General features: G+C 66.7%; 14 protein-coding genes and 2 pseudogenes. 9 read left to right on the forward strand and 7 right to left on the reverse strand.

The window, feature by feature from the left end; genetic code table 11:
• The first annotated feature begins 36 nt into the window (after positions 1–36).
• Positions 37–675, forward strand: a complete 639-nt coding sequence (locus VGT00_00825; protein ID HEV8529942.1) for an FMN-binding negative transcriptional regulator — start codon at positions 37–39, stop codon at positions 673–675.
• A gap of 80 nt (positions 676–755) precedes the next feature.
• Here the strand turns inward: VGT00_00825 and VGT00_00830 are convergent, their stop codons facing one another.
• Entirely contained in the window at positions 756–2,468 is a 1,713-nt protein-coding gene (locus tag VGT00_00830) for an amidohydrolase family protein (GenBank protein HEV8529943.1), read from the reverse strand.
• Between the two features lie 183 nt (positions 2,469–2,651).
• Between VGT00_00830 and pal the strand changes: the two genes are divergently transcribed.
• The 3 genes from pal to VGT00_00845 all read left to right on the forward strand — a co-directional run bounded on the left by pal (position 2,652) and on the right by VGT00_00845 (position 4,540).
• A complete protein-coding gene (pal, locus tag VGT00_00835) occupies positions 2,652–3,212 on the forward strand; it encodes a peptidoglycan-associated lipoprotein Pal (protein ID HEV8529944.1) in 561 nt (186 codons plus the stop codon).
• 163 nt (positions 3,213–3,375) lie between these two features.
• A complete protein-coding gene (locus VGT00_00840) occupies positions 3,376–3,966 on the forward strand; it encodes an intradiol ring-cleavage dioxygenase (protein ID HEV8529945.1) in 591 nt (196 codons plus the stop codon).
• Between the two features lie 187 nt (positions 3,967–4,153).
• Positions 4,154–4,540, forward strand: a complete 387-nt coding sequence (locus VGT00_00845) for a DUF1304 domain-containing protein (protein ID HEV8529946.1) — start codon at positions 4,154–4,156, stop codon at positions 4,538–4,540.
• A 2-nt stretch (positions 4,541–4,542) separates the two neighbouring features.
• On the opposite strand, the gene VGT00_00850 is transcribed toward VGT00_00845, so the two are convergent.
• From VGT00_00850 to VGT00_00875, 6 genes are all read right to left on the reverse strand, one after another.
• The gene (locus tag VGT00_00850) at positions 4,543–5,730 is read right to left on the reverse strand and encodes a CoA transferase (protein HEV8529947.1); all 1,188 of its coding nucleotides are present in this window, start codon (positions 5,728–5,730) and stop codon (positions 4,543–4,545) included.
• 39 nt (positions 5,731–5,769) lie between these two features.
• Positions 5,770–6,759 (reverse strand): zinc-dependent alcohol dehydrogenase family protein, encoded by a 990-nt coding sequence (locus tag VGT00_00855; GenBank protein HEV8529948.1) that lies wholly within the window; start codon positions 6,757–6,759, stop codon positions 5,770–5,772.
• 28 nt (positions 6,760–6,787) lie between these two features.
• Positions 6,788–7,885 (reverse strand): Zn-dependent alcohol dehydrogenase, encoded by a 1,098-nt coding sequence (locus tag VGT00_00860; protein HEV8529949.1) that lies wholly within the window; start codon positions 7,883–7,885, stop codon positions 6,788–6,790.
• Positions 7,886–7,887: 2 nt separating this feature from the next.
• On the reverse strand, positions 7,888–8,700 hold the full coding sequence (locus VGT00_00865; GenBank protein ID HEV8529950.1) for an amidohydrolase family protein: 813 nt from the start codon (positions 8,698–8,700) through the stop codon (positions 7,888–7,890).
• Entirely contained in the window at positions 8,697–9,239 is a 543-nt protein-coding gene (locus tag VGT00_00870) for a carboxymuconolactone decarboxylase family protein (GenBank protein ID HEV8529951.1), read from the reverse strand. Before VGT00_00870 ends, VGT00_00865 begins: the two co-directional genes overlap by 4 nt.
• Before the next feature lie 220 nt (positions 9,240–9,459).
• A complete protein-coding gene (locus VGT00_00875; protein HEV8529952.1) occupies positions 9,460–10,458 on the reverse strand; it encodes an MBL fold metallo-hydrolase in 999 nt (332 codons plus the stop codon).
• 292 nt (positions 10,459–10,750) lie between these two features.
• Here VGT00_00875 and VGT00_00880 point away from each other — a divergent pair, with 292 nt between their 5' ends.
• The 5 genes and pseudogenes from VGT00_00880 to VGT00_00900 form a co-directional block, all read left to right on the forward strand.
• Complete coding sequence (locus VGT00_00880) at positions 10,751–11,821, forward strand: C-terminal binding protein (GenBank protein HEV8529953.1); 1,071 nt, start codon at positions 10,751–10,753, stop codon at positions 11,819–11,821.
• A gap of 101 nt (positions 11,822–11,922) precedes the next feature.
• Positions 11,923–12,087 (forward strand): annotated as a pseudogene (locus VGT00_00885) (tyrosine-type recombinase/integrase).
• A gap of 293 nt (positions 12,088–12,380) precedes the next feature.
• Entirely contained in the window at positions 12,381–13,397 is a 1,017-nt protein-coding gene (locus tag VGT00_00890) for an ABC transporter substrate-binding protein (GenBank protein ID HEV8529954.1), read from the forward strand.
• A gap of 959 nt (positions 13,398–14,356) precedes the next feature.
• Positions 14,357–14,641, forward strand: a pseudogene (locus VGT00_00895) (DUF2867 domain-containing protein).
• Positions 14,642–14,809: 168 nt separating this feature from the next.
• On the forward strand, positions 14,810–15,403 hold a 594-nt coding region (locus VGT00_00900), incomplete at its 3' end, for a DinB family protein (protein ID HEV8529955.1).

The raw sequence follows: 15,403 nt of genomic DNA on the forward strand, positions 1-15,403 counted from the left end.
GTCTCTTTGGCCGACCCGACAGGAGGATGTCTCCGCATGTATCTGCCGGCGCACTTCGAGGAGACGCGGGTCGAGGTGATTCATCGGCTGATTCGCGAGCATCCGCTGGCCGTGCTGGTGACGCTCGGCGCGGCCGGGCTCAATGCCAACCACATCCCGCTCGAGATCGATCCCGAGCCGGCGCCGTTTGGAACGCTCCGCGGTCACGTGGCGCGCGCCAATCCTGTGTGGCGCGACTTCGCGCGCGACGTCGAGGCGCTCACCGTGTTCCAGGGCCCGCAGGCCTACATCAGCCCCGCCTGGTATCAGACCAAGAAGGAGACGGGCAAGGTTGTCCCGACCTTTAACTACATCGTGGTCCACGCCTACGGATCGTTGCGCATCATCCAGGACGAGGCCTGGCTGCGCGGCCTCGTGGAGCGGCTCACCACCCGCCATGAATCGGGCCGGCCTGAGCCGTGGAAGGTCTCGGACGCTCCCGAGGATTTCATCAAGACGCAGCTACGGGCCATTGTCGGAATCGAGATGCCGGTGACCCGCCTGCTCGGGAAATGGAAGGTGAGTCAGAACCGGCCGCCCGTGGACCGCGAAGGGGTGGTCCGGGGGCTCAACGCGATGAACGATGTCGATGCGGCGGCGATGGCGAGGTTGGTGAAGGGGCCCCAAACCTCCTAGGAATCAGCCCCCTCACCCTGCCCTCTCCCCCGATGGGGGAGAGGATGAGATACAGGGCGGGGCCGTTTCAGCCGCCCAGGCTAAGATCTACGGGCCAGGGGTCCCCTCAGGAGGCGCCCAGGAAGCGCGCCGGTGTGCTTGCCGTCGCGCAGGACGGTCTCGCCATTGACCACGGTGGCGGAGAAGCCCCGGGCGCGCTGGATCAGGCGGCGGGCCCCCGCGGGCAAGTCATTGACCACCTCGGGCATCTCGGCGCCCACGGTGTCGGGATCGAAGACCACGAGGTCGGCGGCGAAGCCTTCCCGGATCAGGCCACGATCCGTGAATCCCCACTGCGTGGCGGTGTCGAAGGTGAGCATCCGCACCCCCTCCTCGAGCGTGAGGGCCTGCTTCGCGCGCACCCAGTAGCTGAGCAGGTGGGTCTGAAGCGAAGCGTCCATGAGCTGCGAGACGTGGGCGCCTGAATCGGAGAAGGTCACCACCGTGCGCGGGTGCTTGATCAGCTCCAGCGCGTAGTCCTGGTTCTCGTTCGCAACAGGATGCAAGAAGAAGACTTCCATGTCCTTCTCGAGGGCGAGGTCGATCATGGCCTCCACCGGATCGCAGCCGCGCTCTCGGGCCACCTCGGAGATGGAGCGGTGCGGACCGTCCGGAGTCTCCATGACGAAGAGCCACTCGAACGGCACCGGCCGTGCCTCCGTGCCCAAGGCTTTCCCCTCGTCGCGCTCGCGCGACGCGCGCACCAGCGCGCGCCGAAGCTCGGGATCGCGCAAGCGACGTGCCTGCTCCGGGAGGGGAAGGGCCCGCAGCTCTTTCCACACGGGCAGCCGGTCGAAGGGAAGCTGGGTCTTGAAAGAGAGCACGGACGATAGCGCCCGGCTGTGCACCTGCGCGAACATGCGGCCGCCCGCGGCCGCGGTGTCTTCGAGCAAATCGAGATAGGTCCGCCAGACGGCCGGGGCATCTCGGCGCGTGAAGAGGCCAAAGGTCACGGGCCGTCCCGTCTCGACGGCGAGATCGCGCAGCCGCCTCTGGTAATCGCGCAAGCCTGGATCGTTGTCGGCCCGGTCCACGCCTTCGCCCGCGATCTCGAAGATGCCGGCATTCATCTCGCCCATGGCCCCGACGAGCCGCCGCACCTCGTCCCACGTGGCCACGCGGCTGGCCACGGGCCGCCGGTCCGGGGTCTCGTGACTCGGCGAGCGCGAGGTCGTGAAGCCCATGGCCCCCGCCGCGATGGCCTCGCGTAGCTCGCGCTCCATCGCGGCCAGATCGTCCTCGGTGGCCGGCTTCTCGAAGGCCCGCTCGCCCATGACATAGGTCCGGAGGGCGGAGTGGCCAAGGTAGCCAGAATAGTTGATCCCCTTGGGCAGGGATTCGAGCGTGTCGAGGAACTGCGGGAAGGTGGTCCAGCGCCAGTCGATCCCGGCCTCCATGGCCTCCACCGAGATGTCTTCAGCCCGCTGGAGATTGCGGATGACCAGGTGCCGGTCTTCCTTGGCGCAGGGAGCCAGGGTGAACCCACAGTTGCCCATGACCACGCTGGTGATTCCGTGCCAGCACGAGCAGGTGCCGAGGGGATCCCAGAAGATCTGGGCGTCCATGTGGGTGTGGCCGTCCACGAAACCGGGTGACACCACGCGCCCGTCGGCGTCGATGACCTCGCGAGCGGATTCTCGGATGCGGCCGATGGCGGAGATCCGGCCGCCGGTCACGCCGACGTCGCCCCGGTATCGGGGCTGCCCGGATCCATCCACCACCCAGCCATTCTTGATCACGAGGTCATAGGACATCTCCTGCTCCTCTCTGCCCCTCCAGGGGGTTAGCTACCAGGCTGGCCACATGGTACTCCAGCTCCCGGTCTCCGGACGGCCTTCGTGAAATAGCGGTCAGAGAGGCAGCTTCCATTAACATGGCGTAGGCGACTGGGGGCTCCCGGCGCATCGAACGCGAACTCTCTTCGAGGAGGCGACACCGTGCGCACGACAGCGAGATCAGCGAAAGTCATCCTCTTGATGCTGGCCCTCGCGGGGTTGCTGACCGGATGTCCGAAGCGTCCCGTGGCCACGGGCGTGGCGGCGCCGGCGCCTCCGGCTCCTACCGCGACGCCGGCCCCGACCCCGGCGCCTCCCGCCATGGTCACCCCGGCCCCGGCACCCGCTCCCGCTCCGCCGCCCCGGGCTGCGCAGTTCGTCGAGAATGACAACCTGAAGGACGTCTATTTCGACTTCGACAAGTCCGACATCCGTCCCCCGGACGCCAAGATCCTCGATGCCAATGCCGCCTGGCTGAAGACGCGGGGCAATGATCTCGTCCTCATCGAGGGCCACTGCGACGAGCGGGGCACCAATGAGTACAACCTGGCCCTGGGCGAGCGGCGCGCGCGGGCCACCATGAACTACCTGCTCGCGCAGGGATTGCCGGCCAGCCGCATCACCATCATCTCCTATGGCAAAGAGCGGCCCGTCTGCAGCGAGCACGCCGAGAGCTGCTGGGCCCGGAACCGACGGGCGCACTTCCTCGTCAAGAGCCAGTAGCGCGCGCCCGACCCGACAGCCGTCTGGCCGCCGTGATGGTCCGGCGCAGACGGCTGTCTTGTCTTCCGAGGGCGCGGCCAACTCCAACGGCATGGTCTAATGGGCGCCAGGGAGCCCGCCGCCGGGGCGGGTCGATCGAGGCAACGGGATGGGGGGGCATGCCATGGATTCGAGCAACAGGGGGCGCGACTATAGCCGTCGGGAGTTTCTGATCGTCTCGCTGGGGACGGCCGGCATGGTGCTCGTGGCCTCGGAGGCGCGGGCCGCTCCGGCCTGTGGCGTGGACGGCGCCGTCACTCCGCCTCAAACGGAGGGGCCGTACTTCAAGCCGAGCTCCCCCGCGCGCGCTTCGCTGATCGAGCCCGGAGTCAGCGGCACCAAGCTGGTCATCGAAGGGTCGGTGGTGACAACCGACTGCAAGCCGGTACGTGGCGCCCGGCTGGACTTCTGGCAGGCCGACGCCGACGGCCACTATGACAACAGCGGAAACCGGCTACGGGGGCACCAGCTCACCGATGATTCGGGGCATTACCGCCTCGAGACCATCGTGCCCGCACGGTACCCGGGACGGACCCGGCACATTCACGTCAAGGTCCAGGCCCCGGGCCGCCCCGCCCTCACCACCCAGCTATACTTCCCGGATGAGCCGGGCAATCAGCGTGACGGCATCTTCGATCCCAAGCTGGTGATGAAAGTCCGTGACGTGGAGGGCGGCAAGGTCGGCGCGTTCGATTTCGTTCTCCGGGGAGGATGACGATCTGTAGCCTCGCCCAGCGCGAATTATTCACGAACGCACGTACCGCTTCCTGGCCGCCCCCTCACCCTGCCCTCTCCCCCGATGGGGGAGAGGGATGAAAATGAATCCCTCTCCCTCGGAGAGGGAGAGGGCAGGGTGAGGGTGGCGTTGTCTCGCGAATAATGCAGGCGAGGAGGTCGCTGACATGCTCGTCGTCATGTGGGCCGCCGCTGCCCTGGCCGGAGTCATCCACGTCCTGTTCTTCTGCATCGAAAGTCTCTGGTGGACGAAGCCCGCCGTCTACCGTCGCTTTCGCAGCACCGCGGAGCAGGCGCAGGCCACGAAGGCGCTCGCGCTCAATCAGGGCTTCTACAATCTCTTCCTGGCCGTGGGCGCCTTCGCGGGTCTCGCCCTCATGGGCACGGGGCGCCCGGGCGCCGGCATGACGCTCGTGAGTTGGAATTGCGCGTCCATGCTGGCCGCCGCCGTCGTGCTCGCCGCCTCGTCGCCCCAGATGATCCGGGGCGCCGTCATCCAGGGCCTGGCGCCCCTGGTCTTCCTGCTCGGCCTCCTCTACTTGCGACTGGGCTGAGCTCAGATCACCCCGCGCGTGGCCAGATCGGCGATCTGGTCCTTCGTGTAGCCGATCGAGGTCAGGATCTCCTCGTTGTCCTGGCCCAGCTCGGGCGCGCTGTTGCGGATGGGAAGACGGCTCGCGCCGAAGGAGACCGGGTGCCCCAGGATCGTGAGGTCGCCGAGGGCCGGGGAATGAACGGGCTGGGCCATGGCCAGGTGCTGCACCTGGGGATCGGCGAATGACTCGTTGATCTTGTAGATGGGGCCGCAGGGCACGCCCGCCTCGTTGAGCAACGCGACCCACTCCGCGCTCGGCTTCTGCCGGGTCACCGGCATGAGCACCTCCATGAGCACGTCACGGTTCGCGGAGCGCGCCTTGGCCGTGGCGAAGCGGGCATCGGTGAGCAGATCGGGGCGCTCGATGGCGCGGCAGAAGCGCGTGTAGATGTCGTCTCCGGCGGCGGCGATGTTGATATGCCCGTCCTTCGTCTCGAAGACTCCCGTGGGAATGCCGGTGGGGTGGTTGTTGCCGGCTTGCGGCGCCACCTCCCCGCTCATGAGCCAGCGTGAGGCCTGGAAGTCCAGCATCGAGAGCATGGCTTCCAGCAGCGAGGTGTGCACCCATTTGCCCTCGCCCGTGATCTCACGCTCGAGGAGAGCGACCAGGATGCCTTGCGCGAGGAGGATTCCCGCGCAGAGGTCGGCGATGGGGATGCCCACGCGCACCGGTCCCTGGCCGGGAATTCCCGTGATGCTCATCAACCCGCCCATGCCCTGCGCGATCTGGTCCACCCCCGGCCGATCGCGGTATGGACCGCTCTGCCCGAAGCCGGAGATGCTGCCGTAGATCAGGCGCGGGTTGATCTGGCGCAGGCTCTCGTAGTCGATGCCCAGGCGCTTCTTCACGCCCGGGCGGTAGTTCTCGACGACGATGTCGGTCTCTCGCACGAGCTGCTTGAAGATCTTGACGCCCTCGGGATCCTGGAGGTTGAGGGTCATGCTCCGTTTGTTGCGGTGCAGGTTCTGGAAGTCGAAGCCGTGGCGCGCGCCGCCCATGCCGTCGCCCGTGCGCCCGCCGGGCATCTCGATCTTGATGGCCTGCGCGCCCCAGTCGACCAGCTGCCGCACGCAGGTCGGGCCGGCGCGGGCGCGGGTCAGGTCGAGGACATTGAAGCGAGCCAGGGGCAGCGCGGTGTTCTTCGCCATGGGATCAGGTCCTCACACGTTTTTTGGGCGGTTCGCTCGTCATAGCATTCCGTTCGGCGCCACCAGGATCTTACCGCTCCGCTCGCCCCGCTGCGCATGCGTCAAGGCCGCCTTGATCTCCTCGATCGGGTACACCTTCTCGACCGGCGCGTACAGGGTGCCATCCAGGATCTGCCGGCCGAGATCGGCGTAGATCTCTCGCACCTGCTCGAGGGAGCGCGTGGCCAGCCCGCGTCCGAGGATGAAGCCAACCAGGCTCTGCCCGCCCGAGATCAGCGTGCTGCGCGACATCACGGGATCCTCGCCGCTCATCGAGCCGTAGTTGCAGACGACCCCGCCCTCGCCGAGACACGCCGACAGTCGCGCCGTCGCGCGCCCGGACACCGCGTCGAGGCCGAGCCGAATCGGGGCGCCGCCCGTCTGCGCCTTCACCGCCTCGGCGAGGTCGGGCCCGTCGACGGCGCACCCGTCGGCGCCCAGCGCCTTCAGCTCGTTGAAGAGCGACTCGCGGCGCACGACGTTCATGGTCTTCACGCCGCGCGCGCGGGCGAGGGGGATGAGCAGGCGCCCCACGGCCGAGTTGGCGACGTTCTGGATCACCCAGTCGCCCGGCTTCAGCTTGACGATGTCGGCCAGGAGCAGGAGCGCCGTGGGCGGATTGATGCGCAGCATGGCCGCCTGCCGAAGATCCATGCGCAATGGCACGGGAATGACGTCCTCGCCCTTCACGCGCCGCTTCTGGGTCCAGTTCTCGCGCTGCAGGTTGATGACCAGATCGCCCGGCTTGACGTGGGAGACGCCGGCGCCGACCGCCGTGACACGGCCGACGCACTCAGCCCCCGGCGTGGCGGGCAGGGGCGGCTTGAGGCGATAGGTACCCCGGCAGAAGGAGATATCCGCCGGGTTGATCGGGAAGGCGAGGACGTCGAAGACTACCTCGCCCGCGCCGGGCGCGCCGACATCGGGCACTTCCGCGCACCGGGCGAACTCCTCGGGCTGCCCGTAGCCATCGATCAGGACCTGCTTCATGGCTCGTTCTCCCAGGCCGGGCGGCTCATCAGTCGAAGGTCAGCACGGTCCGCGCGACTTCCCCGGCTTTCATGGCCCGGAAGGCCTCGTTGATGTCGTCCAGCCGTCCGCGCCGGGTGACCATCTCGTCGAGCAGCAGCCGCCCCTGGCGGTAGAAATCGAGGTAGCGCGGGATGTCGACGCGGAAGCGGTTCGAACCCATGCGCGAGGTCTGCACCCGGCACTCCGGCCGGATGGCCATCCAGGGGAACTCGATCATCGCGTCGGGTGGCAGGACGCCCACAATGGTCGCGGTGCCCCGGATGGCGAGGCTCTCGATGGCCTGCCGCACCAGCTTCGCGTTGCCCACGGCCTCGAAGGCGTGATCCACGCCGGCGCCGCCCGTGAGGGCGCGGATCGCCTTGACGGGATCGTCCTTGGCGCTGTTCACCACGTGCGTGGCGCCCACTCTCTTCGCCATCTCCAGCTTCGAGTCGAACACGTCGACGCCGATGATCTGGCGGGCGCCGCCGATACGGGCGCCCTGGACGATGGCGAGGCCCACGCCGCCACAGCCGAACACGGCCACGGTCTGTCCGCCCTCGAGCCCCGAGGTGCGGAGCGCGGCGCCCACGCCGGTAAGAACCCCGCATCCCACGAGGGCAGCCCGGTCCAGGGGCAGGTCGCGGTCGATCTTCACGATGGAGTTCTCGTGGAGCAGCATCCGCTCCGCGTAGCTCGAGATGCCGATGAACTGCCGGAGCGGCTGACCCTGCTGCGAGAGCCGCGGCGCCGCTGACTCAGCGCGGGTGACGGCGCCACCCACGCAGAGGTTCGGGTGGCCGCCGAGGCACTGCGCGCAGCTGCCGCAGAATCCGGAGAGACAGGCGACCACGTGATCTCCCGGCTGCACCGTCGTCACCTCGGCCCCCACCGCCTCCACGACACCCGCGCCTTCGTGACCCAGGACGATCGGCTTGTCCAGCGGGAACCGCCCGATGCCATCGACGACATGCAGATCGCTGTGGCACACGCCTGTGGCCGCCGTGCGGACAAGAACTTCACGACCCCAGGGTTTGTCGATCTCCACCGATTCGATGGTCAGGGGCTCCTGCACCTTCCGGAAGACGGCGGCCTGCATGTCCATGCTCATTTCCTCCAGTCGAGCCACGCGCAGACGGCGCGTCCCATCACGAGCTCCTGGTCGCGACCGGACAGCCACGGCAGCTCCTCCGTGAACATCGTCACGCACTGCCGCCACGAGCACGGCATGCGCGTGATGTCGGTGCCCCAGAACATCCGCTCCGGCCCGAAGGCGTCGTAGATGCGGCGAAGGTGTCCGTGGATGTTGCGATAGGGATAGGGCTCGCTCGAGTAGCTGGGCGCCCCTGTGGCCTTGATGGCGACGTTCGGGTGCTTGGCGAGCGCGAGCATCTCGGGCAGAGACGACCAGGCCGCATCGTCCTTCGTGCCCGAGGGCCGGCCGAGGTGATCGATGATCAGCTTGAGCCGCGGGTGGCGCTCCGCGATCTGGCCGACGGTGGGCATGAAAGTCGCCGCGAGGAGCGCGATGGGCAGGCCGGCGCGCTCGGCAGCGGGCCACAGCCAGTCCATCGTTCCGTCCGTCGGCCAGGTCTTCATGTGCGGCTGCAGAAAGGTGAAGCGCAGGCCGACCATGCCCGGCCGCTTCTTCCAGCCGTCGATGAGGGCGCGGCTCTCGGGGCGGTCGAGGGGGAAGTTGCCGAGGATGGCGAACCGATCAGGATGCTGGCGAGCTGCTTCGACAGCCAGCTCGTTGGCATTCGGATCCCACGAGGTTGGCGGGTGGATGATCGCGGCATCCACGCCCGCCTCGGCCATCTCCTTCAGCAGCTCGTCCTTGGTGAAGCTCGCCACCTGCCGGTGGTTTGGATTCGCGGGCTTGCCCCCGCTCCAGATGTGGACCTGCGCGTCGACGATCATTGCAGCACTTCGGCGCCCGGGGCCGCCTCGAGCTCGCAGGCGTTCACTGTCATGGACAGCATGCTGTAGTAGCCGATGGCTCCCGTGAGCTGGATGAGCCCGTCATCGCCGAATCGTGTCTGCAGCGCCTTGAACGTGACGGCGTCGACCCGATGCTTGCGCATGAGCTCGCGGGTGAAGTCCACGATCTGGGCGTCTTCGGGCGGGATGCCGCGCGAGTGCTTCTCGCGGATGGCCGTGATGGTGGTCTCCGGCACGCCCTGTTTCCGTGCCGAGCCCGTCTGGGCGCCCCACACGTAGACTGCGTCGAGCTCCCGCGCCACTGTCATGGCCGCGAGCACGCGCACACGCATGTCGAGCGAGCCCTCGAAGCGGACGAAGGCCCCCAGGTGCGCGAGGCGGCCGGCCAGCTCGGGGCAGTGGAGGAACATCGTGAAGGGCCCCTGCAGCGCGCCACGGCTCTGCACGATGCCGTCCACGACCGCGTGATCCTTCGGGGCGACCTGCTTCTTGTCGGTGATGGACGTCAGCCTCGCCATGATTGGTCTCCTCGCCTACTAGTTCGCGTTGATCACACGCTGAAGTCCCGCCCCCTCACCCTACCCTCTCCCCCGATGGGGGAGAGGGATCGGACGGGAGACTGTTCTCATCCCTCTCCCCCGTCGCGGGGGAGAGGGCAGGGTGAGGCGCGGGCATGCCTAGCTCAGTCTCATCCCTCCCCCCCGTCGAGGGGGAGAGGGCAGGGTGAGGGGGCCAAGGCTAGCTCACCATCGCGTAGGTGCGCTCGATATTGCGAAGCAATCCCGCCCGCCAGGGGCGATAGTCGCCGTAGACGGAGAAGGGCTTCTCGTAGGTAGGCGCCAGCGCCTCAGGGACGCGCTGCTGAGCTTCCTCGAGCGTCGCCCCCCGCATCACTTCCTCGCGCACGGCCTCGACCATGTCGTGCACGTAGCCGCGGAAGGTGCGGAGCCAATCGCGGCCCGCCACCTCGCCGTGCCCCATGATCATGTGGGTGAAGTCGAGCTCGGCCAGCCGGTCGAGGGTGATCGCCCAGTCCTCCGGATACCCGTCGCCCATGAACGGCGTCCAGCCGATCACGGCATCGCCCGTGATCACCACCTTCTCCTTGGGCAGGTAGACGAAGACGTCACCCTCGGTGTGCGCGCGTCCCAGGTAAAGAAGATGAATCTCCCGGTCGCGCCGGTAGAGCTTCATCGTCCGGTCGAAGGCCATGGTGGGCAGCGCCGGCTTGAGCGCCTTTACCTCGGCATGGTAGGCCTCCGCCTGCTTCAGATCATCGGCGAGCTGGGCGCGGCGCTCGCCGCCGCCCGCCGCCGCGAGGTCGGCCTTGATCTGGGCGATCTCGCCGGGGCCCTGGCGGATATGGTCCTGGATGCGCTTGAGCCCCTTGGTGGCCATGGCCTCGCGCGTGATCTGGTTCGTGATGATCTCGGCGTTCGGATAGGCGGCGGGATAGACCTCGTTGCCGTGCCAGTGATCCCAGTGGAAATGCGTGTTCACGACGTAGCGGACGGGCTTGGTTGTGAGACCGCGCAGCTCCTGGACGATGAGGCGGGCGGCCGAGGGCTTGGAATGCGTGTCCACGATGACCACGCCGTCGTCGCTCTCGATGATGGCGGTGTTGCAATTGACCTTGTAGGCGGGCGCGGCCACCGCCACGTGCACGCCGTCGGCCACCTTCTTGATGTCGAACTTGGCGTCGCCCTTCGCCGGACCCTCGTGGCTGCAGCAATCCATCGCGCAGATCTCCTTTCGGAATAGCGCCCCCGCCGTCGTTCAGCCAACAGCCTGGCTACTATACGAACGCTGCTCTCGCGGCACAAGCCGCCTCCCCACTCATCCCTCTCCCCCATCGGGGGAGAGGGCCGCGGTTCGAGCTGAGCGGCGCAGCCGCGAGGCGAGGGCTGAGTAGATCAGGGGGCAAGTCGCAGCGCGCCAAGGGGCCCTCGACGGGCGCGATGGGTCGAAGTATGCTTGGGCGTCGCCGCCAACGAAACAGCCCGAGTCGCCCACGAGAGGAGACGCACGCATGCCAGCCGGAAAAGGAAAGTTCAAGGTTGTCGTCCAGCAGCCGTCAGGGGGCATTAGCTTCGACCTGGCCGAGGGCGCCTACGCCATCGAGCGCGAAGCCCTGGATCCCATCGGGGCCGAGATCGTCGAGGTGCCGGCCAAGACCGAGGAGGAGTTCATCGCCGCTGCCAAGGACGCCGACGCCGTCATCGCCCGCAATCGCCGCATCACGGTCGCCATCATCAAAGGCCTCAAGAACTGCAAGGTGATCGGGCTCGGCAGCGTGGGCGCCGACACGGTGGACGTGGACGCGGCCACCGAGGCCGGCATCGTCGTCACCAACGTGCCCGACGTCTTCATCGACGAGGTGGCCGATCACACCATGGCCATGTTCCTGGCCGCCCACCGGCGCCTGCGCCTCATGCACCAGCTCACGGTGGACGCCAAGTGGTCGGAGGGGCGCCCATACTTCAAGGACATTCCGCGTCTCTACGGCCAGACGCTCGGCTTGATCTCCTTCGGCAATGTGGCCAAGGCGGTGGCTCGGCGCTCCCACGCGTTCGGACTTCACATCATCGCCTACGATCCGTATCTGGCCGAGCTCGAGATGACGGCGGTAGGAGTGGAGCCGGTGACGAGCCTCATCGAGCTGTGCCAGCGCTCCGACTTCCTGTCCATGCACGCCCCCCTCAACGCGGAGACGCACCACCTGATGGGCGAGAAGCAGTTCAAGGCCATGAAGAAGTCGGCGCTCTTCATCAACAACGGCCGCGGGCCGACCGTGGACGAGAAGGCGCTCATCGAGGCCCTCAAGCAGAAGTGGATCGCCGGCGCCGCCCTCGATGTCTTCGAGCAGGAGCCCGTGGACCCCCTCAACGAGCTCTTGCACATGGACAACGTCATCGTCACGCCGCACATCGCCTCGGCCACCGCGCGCATGGCCCCCGAGACGCGCCGTCGCCTCGGCCGCGAGATCGCCACGGTGCTTCAGGGCAAGTGGCCGCGCTCGGCCGTCAATCCCGGCGTGCTCCCGCGCACGAGCCTCATCCGCTGGCAGCCCTACCCCATGGGCCGCGGCCCCAACCGCTAAGCGCGGCTCTTCTCGCCCTCTCTCCCTCGTGGTGGGAGAGATCACCCCTCATGCATCCCTCTCCCCCATCGGGGGAGAGGGCAGGGTGAGGAGGCAAGCGCCGTCACTCGTTCGCGACACACATGCTGGAGGACGGCCACGACATCCGCACCGTCCAAGAGCTCCTCGGGCACCGCGACGTGTCCACCACCATGATCTACACGCATGTCCTCAATCGCGGGCCGGCCGGGGTTCAGAGCCCCGCCGATCGGATGATGGGTCCATGACGCCGAGCCCAGTCCACCGCCGCTATGCAGACCGCGCATATCGTATATCCCAGGTCCGCATAGCAAGACGCCCCGCTGGTCCGCACAGCGGGAATTCGCTGTCTTTCTGGGGCGCTTGGCACCGAGCCATATCCGCCATCACCGTGCTACGCTCCACCCATGCTTGGTACATCCTGCTACCCAGACCAGCCAAATTCTAGTTCGGCACACAGGCGAAAGACGCTGTGTGTGTTGGGCAACGGCCGCCGACGTTGTCTACGAGGGCAGGAGATCGAGAGCACGTGAGATTAGCCTTGAAAGCTCCCAAGGGGTCGAAGCGCCGGAGGCCGACGACGCATCTTCGCGCTCTTGTCCTTGCCCTGCTCCTTTCATCGGCAGCCGCGCCGCTGGCCGTCGACGCGCAGCAATCCGAGAAACTCTATCGCATCGGAATGCTCGAGCGGACGTCAACAGCGATCAATGCTGCCAACCTCGATGGTCTGCGACAAGGCCTCCGGGAACTCGGGTACGTCGAGGGGAAGAACTTCGTGATCGAGTACCGATCGGCTGATGGCCGGGACGAACGGTTCCCGGCCCTCGCGACTGAGTTGGTTCGCCTGAAGGTTGACCTGATCCTGACGAGGGGGACGCCGGCGATTCTGGCGGCCAAGAATGCCACAGGAGCGATTCCGGTGATCATCATCGGAGCCGGCGATCCTGTTGCGCAGGGCATCGTCGCCAGCCTGGCCCGTCCGGGCGCGAATGTGACGGGCCTGAGCCCCATGGTGACAGAGACCTATGCGAAACGCGTCGAGCTCCTCAAGGCGCTGGTTCCAAGAGCCAAGCGAATTGCCGCCCTCTTAAATATGGGTAATCCAGCTATCCCACCTCAGTGGAAAGAGGTCGAGATGGCGGCGCGATCCCTAGGGATGCAGGCCCAGCTTCTGGACGTGCGGAAGGCCGAGGATCTCGGACCTGCCTTCGATGCTGCCGTCCGGCAGCGTGTCGATGCCCTCGTCGTGGGCCTTGATACTGTCACGCTGGCGAATCGGCGGCACATCGTTGAGCTTGCGGCAAAGCATCGGCTGCCAGCAATTTACGCAACCAGCGAGTTTGTCGGGGGGCTCGCGGCCTACGGCGTGAACTACCCTGACTCATATCGTCGCGCCGCGAGCTTCATAGACAAGATCTTCAGGGGCGCAAAGCCAGCCGAGCTCCCTATGGAGCAGCCCACGAAGTTCGAGCTGATGATGAATCTCAAGACTGCCAAGGCGCTTGGCCTGACGATTCCACCGTCGCTGCTGCTGCAAGCGGACCAGGTGATCCAATGACACGGCACCAGCGTCCACTCGAATCGCCGACAGGTGCCGAACAAACGCATGCAGCCGACGGCGCGCAGGGCGCGTCGCGGCTGGTACGTCACGTTAGATGGGCGCAAGACACCTCCTGGCTGTGGCAGGCATCCTTGCGTCGGTCAACTGTTCGGCAGCGGTAGCTGACGAGGCTAGGCCATGGACGACCTCGATGGGGGTCGTCTCGAACACGATGCTCCGATTGCACTGGATCCGTCCATACGAGGGCTTCGACACGGTGACCCGAATCGACGCTATTCGAGGCAGCAAGGTTGTGCGAACCTTTCGGATCTCGGGCCAGCCCGCTTTCAATAGAACAAAGACATTGGTCGCTTTCCCTGATTGTTGGGATGGAGGCTGTAGTACCGAAATTCAGGTGCTGGACTTGGTGGCTCTGAAGGAGCTGGCGCCCATTCGGTTCGAGCGCGAATGATTCTTCGAGGTGTCGTGGGAAGACGAGGAGAGGTTGAAGGTCCTGCTTGGGGCCATGAATCCGGATGAGAAGACAGACATTCATTGCTTTACCGTTCGCGCTGCCGGGCCATTCAACAAGCCGCCAGAGCGGACCGGCTGTGCCGGCCGCTCAGTGCCGTCGCGTTAGGAAGCGGTCCTGAGGGTCGCTGACCGGGAGAACTGATCGTGGGCATGCGCGTGAAGCCGGCCGACTTCCAAAGACTCAACCTACGCTGCCACGCGCTTCTCAGCGACGTGTCTCTCCACGACGTCTGGGCGATTCCACTCAATGGCGGGGGGCCCGGTCGCAGCATCCAGGACGCGCGTGCGATCTTGTTCGGCGACCGGCGTCCATCTAACTTTGCGGCTCGAGGACTATTCAGGCTGCGATGGGCCCTCGGCCGAGCGTTCGGATGGGATGACGCGAGCGCCATGATCCGCCCAGCGGATCGTACGTCAATCGCCTTGCTGAAGCCGATCGCTCGCAGTCTCAGGTTGCTCCGGGGACTCGCGAGGGCCCGTTTCGAGTGCTCTACGTCTTGGGTGAGGAAGCCCTCAGCGAGCTTCGCAATGCGACCGTGCATGCCTTCTTGGCGCTCGCTCTCACGCCAAGCCCCGGGGGATACACGCTCTACTTGGCAATCTACGTGAAGCCAGTGAGTCGTCTCACGACGCTCTACATGGCCCTGATCGATCCGTTTCGCCGTCTCGTTGTCTATCCGGCCCTCGGCCGGCACGCTCAGCAACGTTGGTCGCGCACCTATGCGTAGGCGCCGCAGGGTCCTGCGCCCGGCGGCTGCCCAACATCGCGCGGCAACGGACCAGTGCTCGCGCTGCTCGCACCTGGCCGCTGAGCGCCGGCGTCCGCCGCACGAGCAGTCAGGCACATCGATCGACTGGCTGATGCGATCCGGCGTGGTCCGACACGCGAAGGAGTCATGGACCTCCTGGCCTTCTTCCTGAGCCAGCACGCCGCGGTGCACGCAAGCGACGTGAGCGGGCGCGCCTTCTCGGTCCAGCGCGTCTTCAGCGAGCTGAGCGACGACCAGATGCGTATACGCCCGGGCAAGGGACTGAACTCTCTCGTCTGGCTCCTCTGGCATATGGCGCGGACCGAAGACGTCGCCGTAAACCTGGTCGTTGCCGACCGCGATCAGGTCCTCGACGAGGTGTGGATGCGCCGCATGAACGTGCCGTGGCGTATCATCGGGACCGGTATGACCGACGATGAGGTCACCGAAATGACCGCCCGTGCCGACGTCGCTGCGGTACGCGCCTATCGCGCGGCAGTCGGAATCCGCACACGTGAGGCCGTCCAAGGGCTGCGGGCTGACGCGTGGGCCGAGATCGTCGGCGAGGAGGACATCAAGCGCGCCGCGGTGACAGGCGCGCTCCGCGATTGGGTCGAAGGCGCGAAATACCCGTGGCTGGGTTGGAGCCGGGCTGACCAACTCGCCAGCTCGGCCCTCCGCCACAACGCCGCGCACATCGGTGAAGCTGTCACGATCAGGGGCCTCGCTGGGTTCAGCCTT

It is taken from the genome of Candidatus Methylomirabilota bacterium, assembly GCA_036002485.1.
GTDB lineage: Bacteria > Methylomirabilota > Methylomirabilia > Rokubacteriales > CSP1-6 > AR37.